Origin of the sequence: Pseudoalteromonas sp. S408 (assembly GCF_005886645.1) — a bacterium.
Lineage (GTDB): Bacteria > Pseudomonadota > Gammaproteobacteria > Enterobacterales > Alteromonadaceae > Pseudoalteromonas.
The window spans coordinates 1-22,306 of record NZ_PNDY01000017.1 but is presented as its reverse complement, the minus strand read 5'-3'; the positions used below and the strand labels follow the sequence as shown (position 1 = coordinate 22,306).

Below are 22,306 nucleotides of genomic sequence, written 5' to 3'. Positions count from 1 at the left end.
TTAACAGGTCCCCTGCTCACCAAGCGCTTACTTTTTATCGCGATTTGCAAATACTGAGTCAACTAAGCCGTACTCTACAGCTTCTGACGCGCTCATGAAATTATCACGATCAGTATCTTTTGAAATCACATCTAACGGCTGACCAGTATGTTCTGCCATTAAGCGATTTAGCTTATCTTTAATAGATAGTATTTCTTTAGCATGTATTTCAAAGTCAGAAGCTTGACCTTGGAAACCACCTAAAGGTTGGTGAATCATTACGCGTGAGTTAGGTAAACAAAAACGTTTACCTTTAGCGCCAGCTGTAAGCAAAAATGCGCCCATGCTTGCTGCTTGTCCTACACAAATGGTGCTTACATCAGGCTTGATGAAGTTCATTGTGTCGTAAATTGCCATACCTGCAGTTACTGAGCCACCCGGTGAATTTATGTATAGAAATATATCTTTATCAGGGTTCTCTGATTCTAAAAACAGCATTTGTGCTAAAATCAGGTTTGCCATGTTGTCTTCAACTTGGCCTGTTAAAAAAATAATACGCTCTTTTAAAAGTCTCGAATAAATATCATACGAGCGCTCACCTTTTGGTGTTTGCTCAACAACCATAGGGACCAATGCATTTAGGGGATCTGTAATACCAGTATTCATACTTATTTAATTCCTTATGCGCTTATACTTATCCTTATTATAAGGAAGCATAGTTATCGTTTTTCGCAAATTAAGAGCCAAAAACTAAAAATGGCCCGGGCACGCTGTTTAAACAGTGTAACACGAGCCATTTAATCGTTAGCGAGAGCTTAAGTCAATGACTTATTAAGCACCTTGCTGCGGATTCATGATGTCATCAAACGCTTTTTCAACGTCAGAAACATTTGCTTTAGCTAAAATAGCTTCAACAGCTTGCTCTTCCATTGCAACATTACGCATTTGTTGCATAAGTTGATCATTTGCTTTGTAGTATTCTACTACTTCAGTTGGATCTTCGTATGCAGAAGCAACTGTAGCGATTAATGCTTCAACTTTAGCATCATCAACTTTGATGTCGTTAGCTTTGATCACTTCACCTAATAAAAGGCCAGTTTTAACACGCGTTACAGCTTGCTCATGGAACAATTCAGCAGGAAGCTCAGGCATGTTTTTAGCGTCGCCACCAAAACGTTGAGCTGCTTGCTGACGTAGTGCGTCAACTTCTTGATCAACAAGTGCTTTTGGCACTTCAATTTCGTTATTTTCTAAAAGACCTTTAATTGCTTGGTCTTTAACGTTAGCTTTAACCGCTTGGTCAAGTTCACGCGTCATGTTCTTTTTAACTTCTTCTTTAAGCGCGTCTACGCCGCCTTCGGTAACACCGAATTTAGTTGCAAACTCTTCGCTTAATTCAGGAAGTTCTTGTGCTTCAACTTTTTTCACTGTGATAGTGAATTGAGCTGCTTTACCTTTAAGGTTTTCAGCATGGTAATCTTCAGGGAATGTTACATCTGCAACAACTTCTTCGCCTGCTTTTTTACCAACGATATTATCTTCAAAACCTGGGATCATACGACCTTGGCCAAGCTCTAATGGGAAGTCATCAGCTTTACCGCCTTCAAATACTTCACCGTCAATAGTACCTACAAAATCAACCGTTACACGATCGTTCTCGCCAGCAGCAGCTTCAACTTCAGCCCACGCAGCATGTTGCTTACGAAGTGTTTCTAGCATATTTGCTAAATCTTCGTCAGTTACTGTTACCGCTGGTTTTTCAACAGCAATTTTGTCTAAACCTTGAACTTCAACTTCAGGGTAAACTTCAAATGTTGCTGAGAATTCTAAATCTTTACCTGCTTCAAGTGATTTAGGAGCGAATGAAGGCGCGCCAGCAGGGTTAATTTTTTCAGCAACGATTGCTTCAATGTAGTTACGTTGCATTACTTCGCCAGCAACTTCTTGACGAACTGCAGCGCCAAAACGCTTGTTAATTACAGATACAGGAACTTTACCAGCACGGAAACCATCTATACGCTGTGTTTTTGACAGTTGTTGTAGGCGTTTTTTTACTTCGGTCTCAACGTTCTCTGCAGGAACGGTGATAGTTATACGGCGCTCAAGGCCTTGGGTCGTCTCAACAGAAACTTGCATGATTTACCTCAATATTCAATTTTGGCGACTGTTCGCCTTCCTTACAAACAAAGTGATCTGCATGAGTCTTGATAAAGTTTAAGCGATTTTTCACACTTAAAAGCATCCGTCGCTACCATGAGATACCATTGTTGCTTTGCCCTTAGGGCACTATGTTAAACAATAGACGCGGCATTATAACCTAATATTTATGATAGTCGAGTATGGGGGGCAATTATTTGGGGTAGATTGGGTACTACAGTACCTAACCGAGTAAAAAACAGGCTATACAGTGTTCTTAGTACTTTAAATAAACTTTAATTTTTGCAATAGAATATTCTATTTTTGAGATTTAACGCAGAGGATTTATTAATGAGAAAATGGTCGGCGATGCAGGATTTGAACCTGCGACCCCTTGGACCCAAACCAAGTGCGCTACCAAACTGCGCTAATCGCCGACATTGAAGACTAAGCTTCTTTTTCATACTGAATAATTAAACTGAGGGTTTAAAACCACTTTGAGAAAGTGGTCGGCGATGCAGGATTTGAACCTGCGACCCCTTGGACCCAAACCAAGTGCGCTACCAAACTGCGCTAATCGCCGTTATTCTGTGTAAATGGGGTGACTGATGGGGCTCGAACCCACGACAACCGGAATCACAATCCGGGGCTCTACCAACTGAGCTACAATCACCGCTATATTTACGTGTTTTCAAATGGCGCACCCAGAAGGATTCGAACCTTCGACCGACGCCTTAGAAGGGCGTTGCTCTATCCAGCTGAGCTATGGGCGCATCGAAAACTTCATAGTTTACCAATAAGCTATTCGATTATAATTAAATTATAAAAAAATGGTCGGCGATGCAGGATTTGAACCTGCGACCCCTTGGACCCAAACCAAGTGCGCTACCAAACTGCGCTAATCGCCGTTACTTACTATTATCTACGAGTGACCTCGTTGACAACGGGGTGCATAATAGTGATTTGACGGGGTTAGGTCAAACGTTTTTTTAAGAAAACAAATCAAGTGGTCATTTTTAGTCCACAATGGCTAAATATTATAATAGAAGCCTGAAATTTAAACTATTTAATTACTCTAGTACTATATAGATGAAAAGCAACTTGGCGCTGCAATGCTTTTCTGCGAAAATAGCACAGGTAATATAAAATGAAAAAATAAAGTTATTATTATCTTTATAAGCGTATACCCCCTTTTTATTATGCGTTCATTTTTAAAGTATCGGTATCTAGTTAATTAACCCCAATTAAAGGTCACCCATGACGGCAAACATCATTGATGGTAAAGCAATCGCAAAACAAGTACGTAGTTCAGTTGCACAACGCGTAAGTGAACGCGTTTCTAAAGGATTACGCGCCCCCGGACTTGCAGTAGTACTTGTAGGACTTGATCCAGCAAGCCAAGTTTATGTTGGTTCAAAGCGTAAAGCCTGTGAAGAAGTTGGTTTTATTTCAAAATCATTTGATTTACCTGCAGACACAAAAGAAGATGCTCTTTTAAGTTTAATTGATGAGCTAAATAATGATGCAGAAGTCGATGGTATTTTAGTGCAGTTACCTCTACCTGACGGGCTCGATGCAGAGAAAATTTTAGAACGTATTACACCACATAAAGATGTTGATGGTTTTCACCCTTACAATATAGGCCGTTTAGCACAGCGTATGCCTGCTCTTCGTCCTTGCACACCAAAGGGTATTATTACTTTACTAGATTCTACCGGCGTACGTTATAAAGGTATGCATGCGGTCGTGGTTGGCGCATCCAATATTGTAGGGCGACCTATGTCGCTCGAATTATTGCTAGCAGGTTGTACAACAACGGTATGTCATAAATTTACACAAGATTTAGAAACACATGTTCGCCGTGCTGACTTGCTTGTAGTGGCTGTAGGTAAGCCTGAGTTTATCCCTGGAGATTGGATAAAAGAAGGTGCCATTGTTATTGATGTTGGCATTAACCGTTTGGATACAGGTAAATTAGTAGGCGACGTTGAATACAGCATTGCAGAGCAAAAAGCTCACTTTATTACCCCTGTACCTGGCGGGGTTGGCCCAATGACTGTTGCGAGCCTAATTGAAAATACACTAGAGGCATGTGAAAAATATCACAGCTAGGCTTATATAAATAAAAAGGGTTGCCAATTGGCAACCCTTTTTATTTTAAAGCTATTGTTTAAAACACTTACGCTTTACGCCAGGTTGTTTTACCGGCTGAATCTTCAAGTATTACACCTAATGCATTAAGCGCATCGCGTGCTTCGTCGGCTGCAGCCCAATTTTTACTGGCGCGAGCATCGTTACGTTTTACAATTAACGCTTCTATTGTTGCAACTTCATCGTCGTCCTGCCCACCTTGTAAAAACGCTTCTGGCGCTTGTTGTGCGACGCCTAGCACTTCGCCTAGGGTACGTAATATAAACGCGAGTTGACCTGCATATGTGATATCGCTTTCTTTTACGCGATTTAACTCTTTTGCCAGCTCAAACATAACAGGTAAAGCCTCTGGAGTATTAAAATCATCGTCCATCGCTTTTCTGAATTTGGCAACAAACTCATTACCCTCAAGCTCACACTCGATTGGTTTAACGTCACGCAAAGCGGTATAAATGCGTTCAAGCGATGAACGAGCCTGATCTAAGTTCTCTTGCGAGTAATTAAGTTGGCTTCGATAATGTCCTGATATTAAAAAGTAACGAACCGACTCAGGATCATACTCTTTTAACACATCGCGAACAGTGAAAAAATTATCTAGCGACTTAGACATTTTTTCTTTATTTACTTGTACCATACCAGTATGGATCCACGTATTTACATACTTACCATTGTTGGCACAGCATGACTGCGCAATTTCATTTTCATGATGCGGAAACTGTAAATCAGAGCCCCCACCATGAATATCAAAATGTTCACCTAAATGTTTAGAGCTCATTGCCGAACATTCAATATGCCAACCTGGGCGTCCTTCTCCCCATGGCGATGACCACGATGGTTCACCAGCTTTCGCTTTCTTCCATAAAACAAAGTCAAGAGGGTCGTCTTTATCTTGAGCTACTTCAACACGCGAACCCGATTGCAGCATACTTAAATCTTGTTGAGAAAGCGCACCGTATTGCTCAAACGTTGATACATCAAATAACACGTCCCCGTCGGCTGCAACATAAGCATGTCCTTTTGCTATTAAGCGCTCAACCATTTCAATAATTTCATCCATGTGCCCTGTTACTGTTGGTTCTACATCAGGGCGCAGCATGTTTAGGCTGTCAAAATCTTCATGCATGGCTTTAGTCATGCGAAGTGTTAAATCATTTATTGACTCGCCATTTTCATTTGCACGTTTAATAATTTTATCGTCTACGTCGGTAATATTACGCACGTACTTTAAATTGTAACCAATATGACGAAGGTAACGAACAATGACGTCAAACCCAACAAATGTGCGCGCATGACCAATATGACAGTAATCGTAAATGGTGATACCACACACGTACATGTCGATTTTACCATCGACCATGGGTTTAAATTGTTCTTTTTGTCGTGTCAGTGTGTTGTATATTTGTACCATTTAGTTGGTGTCCTTCACTATTATCAAGAAAATGTATGTTACCACTTGAAAAGCATGGGCTCTAGCGCTTTGTTAATCTTAGCTAACTAAGATAAAATAGTGCGACTATTTAAACCAGATATAGGAAAGCACATGGTTGTTCTACACACAAACTTTGGTGACATCACCATTAAAATGTTTGAGCAAGAAGCTCCAAACACAGTAAAAAACTTTTTAGAGTATGCAAACGCAGGTTTTTACAACGGTACAATTTTTCACCGTGTAATTGATGGCTTTATGGTTCAAGGTGGTGGCTTTGTTTCAGGTATGGAGCAAAAAGACGTTAACGACCCTATTCAAAACGAAGCTAACAACGGCCTGTCTAATAAAGTAGGTACTTTAGCTATGGCACGCACACCAGATCCACACTCTGCTACAGCACAGTTTTTTATTAATGTTAACAACAATGATTTTTTAAACCACAGCAGCGAAACGTCTCAAGGCTGGGGTTACTGTGTGTTTGCTGAAGTAGTTGAAGGCATGGACATTGTAGAAAAAATTAAAGGTGTAGCTACTGGTAGCAATGGTTTTCACCAAGATGTTCCTCTTGAAGACGTGATCATCGAAAACGTTACTGTTAGCTAATAGTACGTTTACCCACGTAATGTTGGAGAATCAGCGGGTGTTTATGCAAAATGCATGCGCCCGCTTTATTTTTATCAAAAAGACACCCCTATGACTCAAAAAACGTATTTTATTGCTGATTTACATTTAACTGAAAACAGACCTGATATTAGCGCTGCTTTTTTTAAGTTTTTAGAATCTAACATTTTGAATCAAGACGTTGATGCGCTTTACATTTTAGGTGACTTTTTTGAAGTATGGGTAGGTGATGACTACGTCACTGAACTTGCGCGCAGTGTAGCTAAAAAGCTTAAAGCAGTAAGTGATTCAGGTATTCCCGTCTATTTTATTCATGGTAATCGCGACTTTATCCTGCGAAAACACTATGCAAATTTAGCAGGTATGACACTGTTAGATGAGCAAACTGTTATAGACCTTTACGGCACACCCACTGTTATTTTACATGGGGATGAAATGTGTACCCAGGATATTGAGTATCAAAAATTTCGTAAAAAAAGCCGCGGTTGGTGGTGGCCAAAATTAATGCTTGCCATGCCATTATGGTACCGAAAAAAAATAGCTCGCAATGCCCGTGAAAAAAGTAAGCTTAGCCAAGCAGATAAACCGATAGAAATTTTAGACGTTGTTGATGATGCTGTCCTTTCGACATTTACGAAGCACAAAGTTGTTAACATGATCCATGGTCATACGCACCGACCAAATATTCATACATACTCACTAAATGGACAAACGCTTACACGCACTGTTTTAGGTGACTGGTACGAACAAGGCTCCTACTTAATTGTGACACCTCAAGAACAAAGGCTAATAAACACACCATTTAAATGAGCTATATAAAGCCATTTTTAGAGCCTCAATCCCTAAGTGTAGTCCCTTTAAGGCCCTATATAGCATTTAAATAATACGTTAAAAATTGAATGTGGGTACTCACTTAATTTTTAGGCAACGTAATTGTAAATCGAGTTTTAAATTTATCTTCCCATTTAGGATCAGACTCTAAAACCAACTGCCCTTTTAAAATTTTGGTAACCCATTGAGAAACCATATAAAGCCCAAGCCCTATGTTTCCTTTACCGCGCGCTGATGTATGAAAGGGCTCAAAAATAACAGATTGCTGCTGCTGATTAATCCCGCATCCGCTGTCTGATACTATAATATTTACATCTCCCTTATCACTTTCCTCAACCTTAATTTCAATCTCTCCAGATTGATTCTCTTCAAAAGCGTGGTTAAGCGCATTCATTATAAGGTTTTCAATAACCTGTGAGATAATCCCAGGGCGACTTTTAAGCGTGCAGCTATCATTAAACAAGGTTTTAATTTTAACCTTTGAAGTTTTTAATCGAGAGTTTAGCGTAACCAACAACTCTTTTATTATTGCTTCAATATTACACTCAATAAATTCTTCATTGTTTCTATCAATAGCCATTTTTTTAAAGCTTTTTACAAGTACAGCAGCTTTATCTAGGTTTACTCTGGCTAAGCCTAAATTATCATCTAAGCTTGATACGCTGTTCTCTAGTAGAGACTTTGTTAAGCCAGTTTTTATACCTTCATTTAGGCGGCTCATCACCGACTCAGCATTAGTAACAGAAATAATAGCACCGCCAATAGGCGTATTCATCTCATGAGCTACACCCGCAACAAGCATGCCTAATGAAGATAATTTTTGCGCTTCAACAAAGCTGTCCTGCAAAAGTTGCTGCTGCCTAATGGTATTTGAAAGTTGATTATTGACAGAATCCAGCTCCAACTTTTCAGCGCGTAACTGGTCAAATAAATCTTTTAGCGTTTTTGTATAACAATACTCTCTATATAAAATAAAGCCACCAATAAACAAAAGAATAATACCGCTAGTACCAGCATAACCTAGTGCCGTAAAGTGTATTTTATTCATCAACTTATCTTTACTTTTGATGTAAATATAAATGACTTCATTAAGGGTTTCATTATGCCTTTTTGAAAAAAGTGCGGGCAGCTTGTCTAACGAATAAATGTTTGAATCAAAATATCTTACTGTATTTTCTTGTTGGTTTTGCATAGACTCCCAGAGTGATGGGTTATAATTAGCAATTGTTAGCTCTGGCAATCCAAGCATAAACCCCCACTCTTTAGACTTATCATTGTTAAAAATCCAATACCCATCTTTGTTTACAATATTAATTTGAGCGTTTTCAGAAGAGTAATTTCTAATTTTCTGAAAAAAGTCAGATAAGTTAAAATTAATTATAATGAGGCCATCAACTATAAATTCGCTTGAGCTAGTTCGATAAGTAACTCTAATGGTGGGTTCGTATGGCTCAACTATTGAACCATACTCCATGTTTAAATCAATTCTTGATAAAAACGAATCAGGTGCCTCTATCGATATACCTTGCCTAAAGTAATAGCGCGACATTTTGTTTTGGAGCTCTTTTTGCTTAACAACTTTTGCCTCACCGTTTTTAAAGTCAACTCTAAAACGTTCGTTCCCGGTAATATCAATCCACCGAATTTGCGAAATGATAGGCGATAATAACCCAAAATTAACGAAGTAATCATTTATGCTTCGTATGGATTCTCGGTCTCTAAACATATACCTGAGCTTATTGCCCCTTTTTAGGTTTTTGTTGTCTGCTAAAACTTGTGTTAGTTTTTTTATACTACTTAGCTCTTTTACAAACTCTGTCTGCACTAGAGATAGTTTGTCGTCTTGATAATCTTGAACAAGCGCAAGCCTTGATTGGTAAATTTGCCAATATACTAAAAAACTAATAACGCCAGCAGCAACCATAATAAACAATGCTTTAATATATAGCTGTTTATTATTTAAACTAACAGAAAGTCTATGATCAAACTTTTCCATATTGCTTTAACCATGTTGTTAAATCGTCAAAAAACAGTGGTTTTGAAAAGTAATAACCTTGGGCCACATCACAGCCTATTTTTTTAACCCATTCACATTGCTCTGACGTTTCAACACCTTCAACAATAATAGAAAAATTAAATCGTCTGGCTAAGTTTACAATCATTTCTAGGATGTATTGGTTATTAGCATTGCGCTCAATATCAGTTAAAAAACATCTGTCTATTTTTAAAATATTTGCAGGTATCTCAGTTATGTGTGAAATAGATGAATAACCTGTTCCAAAGTCATCAATGCTTACTTTAATACCCAGCGCCATAAATTCATCTAACGACTCTCTAATTAAGTCGTAATTACTGATCGCTTGGGTCTCAGTAATCTCTAGCTCAAGCATTTCTGGAGGTATATTGGCATCTTTTAACTTATGAAGGATTTTTTTGCAGTAGTCAGAGTCAACCAAATCAAAAGCCGACGCATTAAAAGCAATAGGCAAATTTACGCCCATATCACTTAACTTATGAATAGTCGAAATTATCTTATCGAAAATAACGCTGTCTAATTCACTAATTAAACCTGCTGTTTCAGCAAGTTCAATAAATATCTCTGGGCTTACAAAACTACCGTCTTCTAACTGCCAACGAGCCAATGCTTCAAAGCCCACAGGGGTTAACGTTGCTAAGTCCATTTTAGGCTGTAAGGCTATTTGTAAAGTACCAGCACCAATTACTCTTCTTAATCGGGCCATTAAACTATATCGGTTAGTTAATGCTTCTGTTTTTTCTTGGGTATGCTTTATATATTTTAAAGATGCGGTTTGGCTATCACTTAAACTAGATTCAGCAATGCTTATTATTTTTTCGGGTACAATATTTAAAACAGAACTTAGCGCTAAATCAAGAATTCTCAAATCAGCATATTGTTTTACAGAGGTAATTATACATTTTTGCCTTATCAGGCTAGCTATCATTTCGTCGGTTATATCGAAGTTTGCGTTTATAAGTAATCCAAAGCTGCTGTTATTGATAATGGCAATGCGCGCTGAATAACCATCAAAAATAGTCATTAAATTTTTATAAACTTCTTTTAATAGCTTTTGACAAAAATCATGGCCAAACGAAAATGCTTTTTCTTCAAATTGCTCAACTTCAAAAACTAACAAACGTGTTTGGTACTGCTCGTGCAGGTTCATATTTTTTATTTCACGAATGAGCCAGTTACGATTGTGCGTGTTTAACGACACATCGGTATATGCAAGTTCAGTAAGCTTGTTAAGCAGTGCTATGTTACTAAAGCCTGTGCTTACATTTTCACTGAATACTTTTAATAAATATTCATTTTGTTCTGATATTTCATTGTCCGACTGAACAATCGTTACATAGCTTTCCCCAGCTATTTCTTTGTTGCAAAAATAAAATATCGTGTGGTATTCAGAAAAAACGTGCCTTTTTTCGTCCAAAGCTCGCTTAAAATCACTGTAGATTTGTGGAAGTAAAACCCTATCGTCAATAAGCTTTCCTTCAAACCCATCAAAACAACCATTAGCTGTCGAAATATGCGCTCTGATAATTTCGCCATCACTTTGAGTAGAGCACATAATCCCTCCTCCCTCAGTGACGTTTAAAATATTACTGATTTCTTCTAAAACAGCTTTAGAGAAAGATCCCATATCGTGTTTACTGTTTATGCTTCTTGAAGCATCTAAAACAAGTTGAAGACCTTTTCTGGCTGAAGATATTTGTGAAATGTATTTCCAGGTGCGTAAGTTGCTTGTAACAATAGATTGTAATTTTTCAGCAGAGACGTCTGATTTATTCCAATATTCGTCTATATCAAGCGTTTTCATTATTTGCTGTTCGGGTGCAAATCCAGGTTGACCGGTCAACAAAACAATACGCATGTCTGCGTTACCAATCACCTCTCTTATAGTACTTACAAGCCTGAGACCTGAGTCGTCATCCTCCATAACAACATCTATAAAGGTAAGTGCTATATCTGGATGCAAGCTCAACACTAATGCAGCCTGAGAGACTGAATTCGCCGTGAGTATTTCTATTTCACAGTTATCCTCTGGCGTCATTTCTTTTAAACTATTAGTTAAAGCATGCTGATAATTAAGATCGTCTTCAACGGTAAGCACTTTGATTTTTTTTACTATATTTGAACCATCTATTTCCAGCTCTTCATCAAATACAAACAAACTATTGCTGTCGGACATCCTTCACCGCCTATATAAAAAAACATCTGATAAATTAATAAATATAGTTAATATTTTTGTATGTACCAAAGTACTTTATATATAGTAGAAGCTGGTTTGAAATTCGTCTAATTTTAAGCCTCATGACTGTATAACTACAGCCATGAAAGTAGTGTGACAAGGAGGGTTATGCAGGGGTACCACTGTGAAATTTAAAGTCTTCATCTGCTGATAAAATTAATTGAGCTTCAATTTCACCAAATTCTTTTACTCGTTCTGTAATATCAAAGTCAGCAATTTCTTGGGCTAAGGCTAAATAATCTTGGTAGTGACGCGCCTCAGAACGCAGTAATGAAATATAAAAGTCACCTAAACGTTTATCTACATGCGGTGCTAATTTTGCAAATCGCTCACATGAGCGAGCCTCAATATAAGCCCCAACAATTAATTTATCAACGAGTGCATTAGGCTCAAATGTTTTTACATTACGTAACATCCCTTTTGCGTAACGACATGGCGTTATACTTTGATACTCAACCCCATACTCGTCCATTATCTCTAACACTTGATAAAAATGATGTAGCTCTTCTTTTATGAGCAACACCATTTTGTCAATTAAGTCTTGCCCGTAAGGAGAGTTAGACTTGGGAATGATTGATTTAGTAAGCTTGTTTTTTGCTGCTAAATCACGCCAGTTACCTTCACGTTTATAAATAAGTGTTTCGAAAGGTTTAAGCCAAGCTAAAAGTGCATCACCGCTTTCTTTATCTACTGCATACTTACGAATTAAAAACATTGCTGACTGAGCGGCTTTTAACTCACAAATTAAGTGATCTATTAAAATAACTGGCAAATTTTCTTTTTCAACTGCCTTATCTACCCACTCAGTTGGTGTTTTACACAATAAAAAGTTATGAATAGGCTCTAAAAGCTGGCTATATGGCACGGTTAATACTCATTGCTAATAAATTTACAGAGCAAATATTTTAACACGAATTAATAGGTTGATTAAATCAAACCTTCTTTCATTTATTTGTTAAAAATTAGTTAACTTGACTTTGTAAACTATGTAGCTCATAACTGTAGATGAACTGTATAAAAAACACACTACAACAAAAACAGTAATATCTTCCTACACGGAGTGCACACTATGATATTAAACCACCTATGGGGCTTATATGCTCATCCACTCGAAGAGTGGCAAACAATTGATAACCGACACGAAAGTTTAACCTATAGCTTGTCACATATTTTACTCATCGCATTATTCCCGTCAGTAATGGGTTATTACTCATCCGTTTACTTGGGCTGGAGCATTGGTACTGGAGATCTCGTATTTTTAACCCACGACAGCGCCTTACTGATTGCGATAGCCATGTATGTTGCACTTATCATCGGTGTATTTGCACTTGCATACCTAGCACATTGGATGGCGGTTACTTTTGGCTCAAAACCAACCTTTACTCAAACTCTTGAACTAGCTGCTTACACGGCAACACCTGTTTTCATGTCTGCGCTTGCTGCTTTTTGGCCGGTACTTTGGTTCGTTGTGTGTGCTGGTATTGTTGCGCTCGCGTATTCAGTATATTTACTTTATACAGGCGTGCCCATACTCATGCATATACCCCAAGAACGCGGATTTATTTATGCAAGCTCAGTAGTGACTTGTGGGCTTATATTGTTGGTTATTATTTTAGCCGCTACTGCAATTCTTTGGACTAACGGCATTGTGAGCCCTATGTTTACATAATGTGCTTTAAGCAAGCCAATTAAGCTATGTTCAACCAATAAAAAAGGAGCTAACAAGCTCCTTTTTTATAATTAAGATACGCGGCCTGTTTACACTAAGTATTAATCGGTCTCGTTTTCTTCTTGGTTATGTATTTCTAAACCCGATGACATGGCACTTTCGCGTGTGCTTTTAGCGGTATCATTTCTCAGTTTATCAATTCGGTTTAGGTAGTTTTGATCTATGTCGCCGGTGATATATTGCCCATCAAATACCGACGTTTCGAATTGTGTTATTTCAGGGTTTTCCTGACTTACAGCAGCCATTAGATCTTTTAACGATTGAAAAATCAATCCGTCAGAACCAATACTTGCATTTATATCTTCAACTTCACGGCCATGAGCAATAAGTTCAGCTGCCGATGGCATATCAATACCATAAACATTTGGAAAGCGTATTTCAGGAGCTGCTGAGGCAAAGTATACGTTTTTAGCACCAGACTCTCGCGCCATTTCCACAATTTGCGCAGATGTAGTACCGCGCACTATTGAATCGTCAACAAGTAATACATTTTTACCTTTAAATTCACGATCAATTGCGTTTAGCTTTTGACGCACTGACTTTTTACGCATTTCTTGACCAGGCATAATGAACGTACGGCCAATGTAACGGTTTTTAACAAAGCCTTGGCGGTACGGTAAATCAAGTACGCGAGCAATTTCAAGCGCGACATCGCACGAAGTTTCTGGAATAGGAATGACAACATCAATGTCTTTATCTGCCCACTCACGTGCTATTTTCTCACCCAGTTTGGTACCCATGTTTACGCGTGTTGCATAAACCGACATTCTGTCTATTGTTGAGTCTGGACGAGCAAAATAAACAAATTCAAAAATACAAGGCGAGTAAGACACTTTATCTGCACAATTTAATGAGTGAAACTGTCCATCTTCAGTCACAAAAATAGCTTCACCTGGGGCTACATCGCGAATAAACTCAAAGCCATCAGGTTTTAGTGCCACACTCTCTGAGGCAAACATGTACTCTGTGCCTTTTTCAGTCTCGCGTTTACCAAAAACAAGAGGGCGAATACCGTTAGGATCACGAAACGCTACAACGCCGTGACCGATAATCATAGCAATGGCTGCATAGCCACCCGTTACTTTTTTGTTTACCTCAGCAACGGCTGTAAACACATCTTCAGGGTCTAGGTGTAACTTGTCTGAGCGACTAAGCTCATGCGCCATAATATTCAACAATATCTCAGAGTCAGACGTTGTATTAACATGTCGACGTGCTTCTGAAAATAACTGTTCTTTTAGTTCTTCAGCATTTGTAAGGTTTCCATTATGCGCAAGGGCGATACCAAATGGTGAGTTTACATAAAAAGGCTGTGCCTCAGATGAACTAGAAGAGCCTGCTGTTGGATAACGTACATGGCCAATACCAATGGTACCTTGTAGTCGCTTCATGTGACGTGTGTGAAATACATCTTTCACTAGGCCGTTTGCTTTACGTAAGCTAAACGTATTATTTTCAATGGTAATTATTCCCGCGGCGTCTTGCCCACGATGCTGCAAAACAGTTAAGCCATCATATATCGCCTGATTCACAGGAGACGTTCCGACTATTCCAACGATACCACACATGTAATTTATCCTCGCCGATTAACGGTTTACTGAATTTAAAAAGCTGGAGTTGTTTTCGAGGTACGAAAAAAACCATTCAACAACAAAGCCAAATTCTGGAATCAAAATAGAATTACCCCACCAGTGCGTATTAGGTGCACCAGTAAAAGCATCAAGAAAGAAGAGTAACGCGCTCACGACCAACACGCCTCGTAGAGCACCAAACACTATGCCAAAGACACGGTCAGTACCCGATAAGCCAGTACGAAGTACAAGCTGACCTAAAATATAGTTTAGTAAACCGCCTAACAGGAGCGTCGCAAAGAAGAGTATGGCAATGGCCGCCGCATTTCTTAAAAGGGGTTCAGAAATGCTTGTTAGGAAGGAAGCTAAATATTGGTAAAATAAACTTGAGATGATAAACGCGCCTGCCCATACCGCTAATGACATAGCTTCTTTTACAAAGCCGCGTATTAAACCGATGATGGTAGACAGTGCAATGATGCCAAGAATGGCGTAATCAACCCAGATCATAATAACCAATTAGTCGCTATTTTGGGGCGCATTCTATACCCAAACATCCTCAGTATGCAAGTTTAAACGGGAGATAACCGCAGCCAACCTGAAACATTTAATTAACATTTTGACAGTTAATAAATTGGCCTAAGTAATTGTGTAACATCAAAGAAAAAGGCCTTATTGTTTAAGGCCTTTTTAATTAGTTAGTTACTTCGTATTGGGTTATTTTACCGTTAAGCTTAGTAAGCTTTTTAAGCTCTGGTAATTGTTTTTCCAACTCAGTTTTATCAAGTGACGGACCAACAAATACTTTTGTTAGCGTTCCGTTAGGTGTTTTTATAGGTTTAGTAAACGTATTAAACCCTTTTGAAGTTAATTTAGCCTGTAATGCTTTAACATTTGCAGCATGAGAAAAACTACCTAACTGCACCACATAGGCCATATCAGTTAGATTTTCATCACTTTTACGCGGTGTAATAGGCTTAGGTGCCACTTTAACCACTTGTTCGGAAACTTTAGTCTCTTCTTTCGCTTTAGCAACTTGCGGTTCAACAACTTCAGTTTCTATAGCTGATGGTATGGCTGACGCTTCAACAATTTTCTCTTCGCTGGCATAGTGGCTTTGTGCAATCGTATCGTCTTGTTTTAAAATGTCATCATCAGGGGAAATATCTTCAATTTTGTCTTGCTTTAATGGCTCAGCTATCGCTACTTGATCATTAATTGAGTCTTGCAAGTCAATGGTTTTGAACTCAGGTCGTTCTGGGATCGCTTTAAAGCCTTCCTTGTAATGCACTTTTTCGCCATCAAGTATGTTTGGGATAAACACAATCGCTGCGATCACCACTATGCTTGTTCCAACTAAGCGATTAATAAAACTTGAGTTCACCGATATCCTCTCTATTTTTTAAAATAATGAATAGCATCTGCTACTGTAAAAAATGAACCAAATACAATCAAAATAACATTGCTTTGCTGCTTAGGTAAAATAACACTAAGTGCTTGCGCAACGCTGTCGAAGCTTTGTACCTTGTTGTGAGTAGATACGCTTTGTAGAGCTTCTTTTAAATTATTAGCACTATCACCACGAGGGCCGCCTAAGCTTGCAAGGAACCAGTTATCAACTAAATGGCTTAGCTCTTTGAGCACCGCGGCTTTATCTTTATCAGCAAGCATAGCGGCTAATGCGTGAACTTTAAAGCCTTTATCTTTGTAACTTAATAACTTATTGGCTAAATAACGTGCTGATTCAGGGTTGTGAGCTACGTCTGTAAATACCAATGGCTCTGCACTTAATTGTTCAAAACGCCCTTCAACCACTAATTTAGCTAAGCAATTGCGTATTACCTCAACACTCGGTAATAAATTTAATACGCTTAACGCTGTTAATGCCGTTGCTACATTCTGAGCAGGTATTGCAGGTTTATTAAGCGTAAGGTTATGTGTTTCAAACTGCCAATTAAACGTTGTGTCATGCTCTTTAAAGCTAAAGTCAGTGCCTGATAATGTCATCTTAGCATTAATTTCATAACCGTAATCTGTCATTGTATGAGGAATATTTAAATCCCCAATAATGGCCGGGGTACCTTCACGGAATATACCTGCTTTATCGTACGCCACCAGCTCTCGGGTATCGCCAAGGTATTCTTTGTGATCTAAATCAATGGTTGTAATAACGCTTGCGTATGGAGTTACTATGTTTGTAGCATCGAAACGTCCGCCTAAACCAACTTCTAATAATACATAATCTACACTAAAGCGTTTAAAAATAGCGAGCGCACCCAAGGTACCATATTCAAAGTAAGTAAGCTGAGTGTCTTTACGACCTTGCTCTAACTGATGAAATGCATCTACATGAAACTGATCGTCAAGTTCGCTGCCATTAATACGCACGCGTTCGTTATAACGGATTAAATGAGGAGACGCATAAGTACCTACACTAAAGCCTTGTGCCAAAAGCAGCGACTCTAAACAACGGGCAGTAGTGCCTTTGCCATTTGTGCCACCAATTAGAATTATTTTACTAGGGGTATTTAATAAACCGATATTATTGGCAACATCGGCAACTCGCTCTAGCCCCATTGCAATATTGGCTGGGTGAACACTTTCTAAATAAAAAAGCCAATCATCAAGGCTTGATGATTGGCTAGGAATTGTTTTTGTCATAGCGTTAAATCAGAAAAGCTTAAATTTACGCTACTCTATGCTCTTGTTCAGTAGAAGGCAAGTTCATAAACTTGGCTAAAATACGTGCCAAGGTATCACGCATTTCACGGCGGTCTACAATCATGTCTATTGCGCCGTGTTCAAGTAAAAACTCACTACGCTGAAAACCTTCTGGTAAGGTTTCGCGAACTGTTTGTTCTATTACTCGCGGGCCAGCAAAGCCAATTAAGGCTTTTGGTTCAGCAACGTTAATATCACCTAGCATTGCTAATGAAGCCGATACACCACCCATTGTTGGGTCGGTCATTACCGAAATAAATGGCAATCCTTTTTCGCTCATTTTAGCAAGTGCTGCACTGGTTTTGGCCATTTGCATAAGCGACATAAGTGCTTCTTGCATACGTGCACCACCTGAGGCAGAAAAGCACACTAATGGCATGTTGTGCTCTAAACATTGGTCTACGGCATCAACAAACCGTGCGCCAACAACCGAAGCCATTGAACCACCCATAAATGAGAATTCAAAAGCAACCGCAGCAACAGGTATGCCTTTTAAGCGGCCCTTCATTGCAACTAGCGCGTCTTTTTCGCCACTTGATTTTTGGGCTGCGCTAATACGGTCTGAGTATTTTTTAGAGTCTTTAAACTTTAATACATCTTTAGGCTCGTGCTCAGTACCAAGCTCCGTGCGGTCACCTTCATCTAAAAAGTGCTCTAAACGTTTACGGCCGCTCACACGCATGTGATGGTCGCATTTAGGACATACGTTTAATGATTTTTCTAGTTCAGCTTTATATAAAATTGAATCGCAAGCTGTACATTTAGCCCAAACGCCTTCTGGAATTTCTTTACGACCTGACGACTTAGTCGTTTTAGGTAAGATTTTTTCTAACCAACTCATTTGCAACTCTCTTAATGCTGTTCTGTGTCGCGAGTCTGCTAATAAGTAGCAGACAGATTTTTTCAATTAAAACATGAATTACACAAACACGGTATAAAAAACTGGTCTTAGTAGTTAGAGGAAATTAAATTTAGCGATTAATAATTCTAACTAAATATCAACATCAGGTAAAAATAATGGCCCTAGTGGGGTTTTAGGAATATTAAACTGCTCTGGGTAATCAACATCGACTAAATACAAACCAGCGGCTTTAGCTGTTGCACTCGCTTTTGCACGCTCTTTTAAATCTAATAGCTCTTTTAGCCATACAGGTTGGTGCTTGTGTAAGCCAATATCCATTAAACAACCGGTTATGTTTCGTACCATGTGATGTAAAAATGCATTGGCTTTAATATCAATTACAACGTAATCACCTTGGCGCTGAACAGATAAGTGATGAATTGTACGTTTAGCGGTATTAGCTTGGCAGTGTAATGCTCTGAATGATGTAAAGTCATGCTCACCAATTAAATGCTGACACGCCTCTTGCATTACCTTTTCATCTAGCTTGTGATGGAAATGAGTAACACCCTCGTTCATAACAGCTCCACGGTATGGATAGTTATAAATAACGTAGCGATACCTTCTTGCGGTTGCACTAAAACGTGCATGAAAGTCTTCTGCAACAGGTTGAGCAAATCGAATAGCAATATCTTTAGGTAGCAAAGTGTTCATACCCATAGTAAACGCGACCATTTCACGAGATGCATTGGTTTCAAAATGAACAACTTGGCCTGTTCCATGCACTCCTGCGTCAGTTCGCCCTGCACACACAATTTCAACTGGGTGGTTACAGATACTCGACAGCGCCTTTTCTACTTCTTGTTGTACGCTATTTACGTGCGATTGACGCTGCCAACCACTATAACGTGCGCCATTATATTCAACCCCAAGTGCTACTCGCATATTTATCGTTTTACCTACTGTACTAATTAACGGCGCATTTTATGCTATCTCGCGGCGCAATAAAAGCGACCGTGATGTAATCATATAAAAACAATAAAAAACCCATAATCAGCATCACCAATTATGGGTTTATCGTATTGAAATTAACACAAATGCTATTGTTGTAATTTTGCTTGCAAACTAAGCGCTTCTTCTTGAACTTCTTCAGGCCCTTTTGCTATTACGTCTTCAATCACCTTAAGCGCGGAATCAAAGTCGTCGATTTCAATATAGGCACGTGCTAAGTCTAACTTAGCGGAGTAACCTCCACTCTCGGCATCAACGTCTGTTGGATTATCACCAGCAAGTAATGCATCAAACTCACTTAAACCTAAGTCTATATTTACGTCATTGTAAGGCTCATGCTCAAGTTCAGCATCGTCACTTTGCTCAAGTAATGAGTCAATATCTACAAAATCGTCTTCACCTAAAGGTTTTGCGTCTTCAGGGACTGGCTCTTTATGATTGAAGACTTCTTCATCAACTAAGTCTTCTTTCAATAAAGAATCAAAGTCAACATCAAACTCGCTGCTATCTTCTATAGCAAGTTCATCGGGAGCGGCTAACTCATTGAGCAATGAATCGAAATCGGTTTCACTTAAATCAGCCATAAATTCATCATCAAGTGCTTCATCTGATACAAGGTTAGTATCACCCTGAGAGTCAACTTGAGTTAGTTCAGCTTCACGATCAACATTAGTTTGTTCATTTATTTCATCGTCCGATTCACTTATAAATGCTGGATTGTCTAGCCCAACGCTGCTATCAGGCGCTAAATAGTCCCCATCAGCGTTATTCGACTCTGAGAGTAAATCATCAAGTGTGTCATCGTTTAAGTCGTTAAGATTGTCGAGCTCACCATCTAGTTCATTAAATTCATCAATTAACAGGTCGTCATTAAAGTTAGTTCCCGCGCTGTCTATATCATCTTCAGCTGAATTTTGATTATCAGCTTCGTTGTCATTAAGCTCTGGAGTGAACGCATCGTCACTGGTTATTTCACTATTATCTTCACCTGAACCTGAGAAATCAGCACCATTATTCGGTACATCCGGAAGTGGCTCTTCAACTTCTTCTGATGAAACCGAATCATCGTTAACTTGAGCAATTGATCCCTCAACCTCGTCATTGATTTCAAGCTCAGCATCTAGTTCATCTAGTTCATCTAGTTCATCTAGTTCATCATCAACAGTTTGCTCGATACCTAAATCAGATGATTCAAGCTCTTCACTATTAGGTAAATCAGTGCCTGTTTCTGCTAAATCGTTTTGTGAATATTCAAGGTTTTCGTCTAAAATTTGGCTTTCATCAGTAGCTTCAGGCGCTGATACTTCAGTCTCGTCATTAGCTTCTAGCACTAACTCTGATTCATCAAACTCATTATCAATTAATGGTTCATTATCAAAGTCATCCTCTAGGCTATCTAAATCAAAATTTGATGAAAGTGCTTGCGATAGTTCTTGCTCTGTTTGGCTTGGTGATAATTCTGGTTCATGCTCAATGTCGACTTCCTGAGCAATCGCACTGCCGCCATCATCTAAATCTTGTTCAAATTCTTTAGTATCCGTTCTCTCAATGTCGTTTTGGGGCGTTTCTAAAACTTGCTCTTCAACGCCTTCGACACCCACTGAATCAAACTCTAAATCAGCGCCTAGTAATGAATCTTCGTCCGTATCCTCTGGGACTAAAACGTTGGCTTCTTCATTAATTTCAGGCTCTAAATTTGATTCATCGAACTCGCTATCAATTAATGGCTCATCATCAAAATCATCTTCTAAGCTATCTAAATCAATATTTGATGAGAGCGCTTGCGATAGTTCTTGCTCTGTTTGACTTGGTGATAGTTCTGGCTCTAGACTTGCATCTAAAGTTTCATCAATTGTGGTATCACTAACAACTTCATCTAAATTTAATCCATCTAGCTCTTCGTCGTTATCAGTATCACCATCTGGCGTCTCTGAAACAAGCTCCTCAAAGTCTTCTGCATTGACAGAATCAAGTTCTAGGTCGGCGCCTAACCCTGCTAAATCAACCTGTGAATCATCAAAGTTCTCTTGCGATAACAATGCTTCATCTGTAATTTCTGGTAGTGGTTCTTCACTTTCTGAATTAGTATCAAGTCCAGAATCTGACTGTTCAAACTCACTATCGATTAACGGCTCATCGTCAAAGTCATCTTCTAGGCTATTTAAATCAATACTTGATGAGAGCGCTTGTGATAATTCTTGCTCTGTTTGACTTGGTGATAGCTCTGGTTCTAGCTCTTCATCATCCGACACTTGAGTATCATCATCCGAAAAGTCTGAAACCTCCTCTTTAGCTGTGAGCTCAGCAAGTTCTTCGTTACCATATAATTCGTTATGCTCTTCTGTTGAGGCTACTTCGTCAGCATCGCCTGATTGCAATGGTTCATTATCATCAATTACTGAGGTTGCATCAAAATCAGGATTAATATGAGGCTCATCATCAATTTCCTCATTAAGGTTACCCAAGTCCGCGCCCTTAGAAATCGACTCAGCTAAGTCTTTTTCTGTTTGACTAACAACATTTTCGCCATTGTTGTTAGTAGACTCTCGTGTTTCTGAGTCACCCTCATTTAAAAGAGCTTCTGTGTTTGTTTCTGCGCCCTGATCTTCTGCTATTTCTAACTCAGGGTAATCGTCTAATTCTTGACTAGGCGTTATTGATTCTGTTTCTAGTAATTCATCCTCAAGGGATAAATCAGAATCTGTGTCTTCTGCTAATGGATCATCACCTAGATCAACTTCAACCTCTTCAATTTCATCGTCCAGATCATCAAGTGTCCAATCAGGGCTTTCTACGTATTCTGAGTCTTCTGGTTGTTGTAATTCATTTAAGAGTTCGTCTACACTTTGCAACGCATCATCGTTATATTCATCCAGTAAATCTTCTGGATCTAAAAGCGTGTCTGATGTGTCTGTAAAATCATCGGCCCCAAAGTCTTCAAGCACTTCATTAGGCTCTAGCTCTTCTTCAAGTGCTGGCTCCTCTAAAAGCTCAGGCTCTTCTTCAAGCTCTGGC

General features: G+C 38.9%; 17 protein-coding genes and 5 tRNA genes. 4 read left to right on the top strand and 18 right to left on the bottom strand.

Annotated features, from left to right (window positions below; translation table 11 throughout):
- Positions 1–27: 27 nt before the first annotated feature.
- The 7 genes from clpP to CWB62_RS13545 form a co-directional block, all read right to left on the bottom strand.
- The gene (clpP, locus tag CWB62_RS13575) at positions 28–645 is read right to left on the bottom strand and encodes an ATP-dependent Clp endopeptidase proteolytic subunit ClpP (RefSeq protein ID WP_008126622.1); all 618 of its coding nucleotides are present in this window, start codon (positions 643–645) and stop codon (positions 28–30) included.
- Positions 646–810: 165 nt separating this feature from the next.
- Complete coding sequence (tig, locus tag CWB62_RS13570; protein ID WP_058405731.1) at positions 811–2,115, bottom strand: trigger factor; 1,305 nt, start codon at positions 2,113–2,115, stop codon at positions 811–813.
- Between the two features lie 360 nt (positions 2,116–2,475).
- A tRNA-Pro gene (locus tag CWB62_RS13565) sits at positions 2,476–2,552 on the bottom strand.
- 69 nt (positions 2,553–2,621) lie between these two features.
- Positions 2,622–2,698 (bottom strand) — tRNA-Pro (locus CWB62_RS13560).
- Positions 2,699–2,712: 14 nt separating this feature from the next.
- Positions 2,713–2,788 (bottom strand) — tRNA-His (locus tag CWB62_RS13555).
- A 23-nt stretch (positions 2,789–2,811) separates the two neighbouring features.
- A tRNA-Arg gene (locus CWB62_RS13550) sits at positions 2,812–2,888 on the bottom strand.
- Between the two features lie 58 nt (positions 2,889–2,946).
- Positions 2,947–3,023, bottom strand: a tRNA-Pro gene (locus tag CWB62_RS13545).
- A gap of 349 nt (positions 3,024–3,372) precedes the next feature.
- On the opposite strand from CWB62_RS13545, the gene folD reads away from it, so the two are divergent.
- On the top strand, positions 3,373–4,227 hold the full coding sequence (folD, locus tag CWB62_RS13540) for a bifunctional methylenetetrahydrofolate dehydrogenase/methenyltetrahydrofolate cyclohydrolase FolD (protein WP_058405732.1): 855 nt from the start codon (positions 3,373–3,375) through the stop codon (positions 4,225–4,227).
- Positions 4,228–4,294: 67 nt separating this feature from the next.
- Here the strand turns inward: folD and cysS are convergent, their stop codons facing one another.
- Positions 4,295–5,674: a cysteine--tRNA ligase gene (gene cysS, locus CWB62_RS13535; RefSeq protein WP_058405733.1), complete on the bottom strand. Its 1,380-nt coding sequence runs from the start codon at positions 5,672–5,674 to the stop codon at positions 4,295–4,297.
- A gap of 132 nt (positions 5,675–5,806) precedes the next feature.
- On the opposite strand from cysS, the gene CWB62_RS13530 reads away from it, so the two are divergent.
- Positions 5,807–6,298: a peptidylprolyl isomerase gene (locus tag CWB62_RS13530; protein WP_138530445.1), complete on the top strand. Its 492-nt coding sequence runs from the start codon at positions 5,807–5,809 to the stop codon at positions 6,296–6,298.
- Between the two features lie 90 nt (positions 6,299–6,388).
- Positions 6,389–7,126, top strand: coding sequence for a UDP-2,3-diacylglucosamine diphosphatase (locus tag CWB62_RS13525; RefSeq protein ID WP_138530443.1), 738 nt, complete (start codon positions 6,389–6,391; stop codon positions 7,124–7,126).
- Positions 7,127–7,229: 103 nt separating this feature from the next.
- Here CWB62_RS13525 and CWB62_RS13520 read toward each other — a convergent pair whose 3' ends face one another.
- From CWB62_RS13520 to miaE, 3 genes are all read right to left on the bottom strand, one after another.
- Complete coding sequence (locus CWB62_RS13520; RefSeq protein WP_008128625.1) at positions 7,230–9,143, bottom strand: sensor histidine kinase; 1,914 nt, start codon at positions 9,141–9,143, stop codon at positions 7,230–7,232.
- A complete protein-coding gene (locus CWB62_RS13515) occupies positions 9,130–11,358 on the bottom strand; it encodes an EAL domain-containing protein (RefSeq protein WP_138530441.1) in 2,229 nt (742 codons plus the stop codon). Before CWB62_RS13515 ends, CWB62_RS13520 begins: the two co-directional genes overlap by 14 nt.
- A 166-nt stretch (positions 11,359–11,524) precedes the next feature.
- The gene (miaE, locus tag CWB62_RS13510; RefSeq protein WP_138530439.1) at positions 11,525–12,283 is read right to left on the bottom strand and encodes a tRNA isopentenyl-2-thiomethyl-A-37 hydroxylase MiaE; all 759 of its coding nucleotides are present in this window, start codon (positions 12,281–12,283) and stop codon (positions 11,525–11,527) included.
- Between the two features lie 204 nt (positions 12,284–12,487).
- Here miaE and CWB62_RS13505 point away from each other — a divergent pair, with 204 nt between their 5' ends.
- The gene (locus tag CWB62_RS13505; RefSeq protein WP_058405738.1) at positions 12,488–13,087 is read left to right on the top strand and encodes a Yip1 family protein; all 600 of its coding nucleotides are present in this window, start codon (positions 12,488–12,490) and stop codon (positions 13,085–13,087) included.
- Positions 13,088–13,188: 101 nt separating this feature from the next.
- On the opposite strand, the gene purF is transcribed toward CWB62_RS13505, so the two are convergent.
- From purF to CWB62_RS13470, 7 genes are all read right to left on the bottom strand, one after another.
- Entirely contained in the window at positions 13,189–14,715 is a 1,527-nt protein-coding gene (gene purF / locus CWB62_RS13500) for an amidophosphoribosyltransferase (RefSeq protein ID WP_138530437.1), read from the bottom strand.
- A gap of 18 nt (positions 14,716–14,733) precedes the next feature.
- The gene (locus CWB62_RS13495; RefSeq protein WP_006793890.1) at positions 14,734–15,228 is read right to left on the bottom strand and encodes a CvpA family protein; all 495 of its coding nucleotides are present in this window, start codon (positions 15,226–15,228) and stop codon (positions 14,734–14,736) included.
- A gap of 184 nt (positions 15,229–15,412) precedes the next feature.
- The gene (locus CWB62_RS13490) at positions 15,413–16,102 is read right to left on the bottom strand and encodes an SPOR domain-containing protein (RefSeq protein ID WP_138530435.1); all 690 of its coding nucleotides are present in this window, start codon (positions 16,100–16,102) and stop codon (positions 15,413–15,415) included.
- An 11-nt stretch (positions 16,103–16,113) separates the two neighbouring features.
- A complete protein-coding gene (gene folC / locus CWB62_RS13485; RefSeq protein WP_138530433.1) occupies positions 16,114–17,379 on the bottom strand; it encodes a bifunctional tetrahydrofolate synthase/dihydrofolate synthase in 1,266 nt (421 codons plus the stop codon).
- 25 nt (positions 17,380–17,404) lie between these two features.
- The gene (accD, locus tag CWB62_RS13480) at positions 17,405–18,280 is read right to left on the bottom strand and encodes an acetyl-CoA carboxylase, carboxyltransferase subunit beta (protein ID WP_138530431.1); all 876 of its coding nucleotides are present in this window, start codon (positions 18,278–18,280) and stop codon (positions 17,405–17,407) included.
- 150 nt (positions 18,281–18,430) lie between these two features.
- Positions 18,431–19,225, bottom strand: coding sequence for a tRNA pseudouridine(38-40) synthase TruA (truA, locus tag CWB62_RS13475; protein ID WP_008128643.1), 795 nt, complete (start codon positions 19,223–19,225; stop codon positions 18,431–18,433).
- Positions 19,226–19,380: 155 nt separating this feature from the next.
- A partial coding sequence (locus CWB62_RS13470) for a FimV/HubP family polar landmark protein (protein WP_283235179.1) occupies positions 19,381–22,306 on the bottom strand: 2,926 nt, incomplete at its 5' end.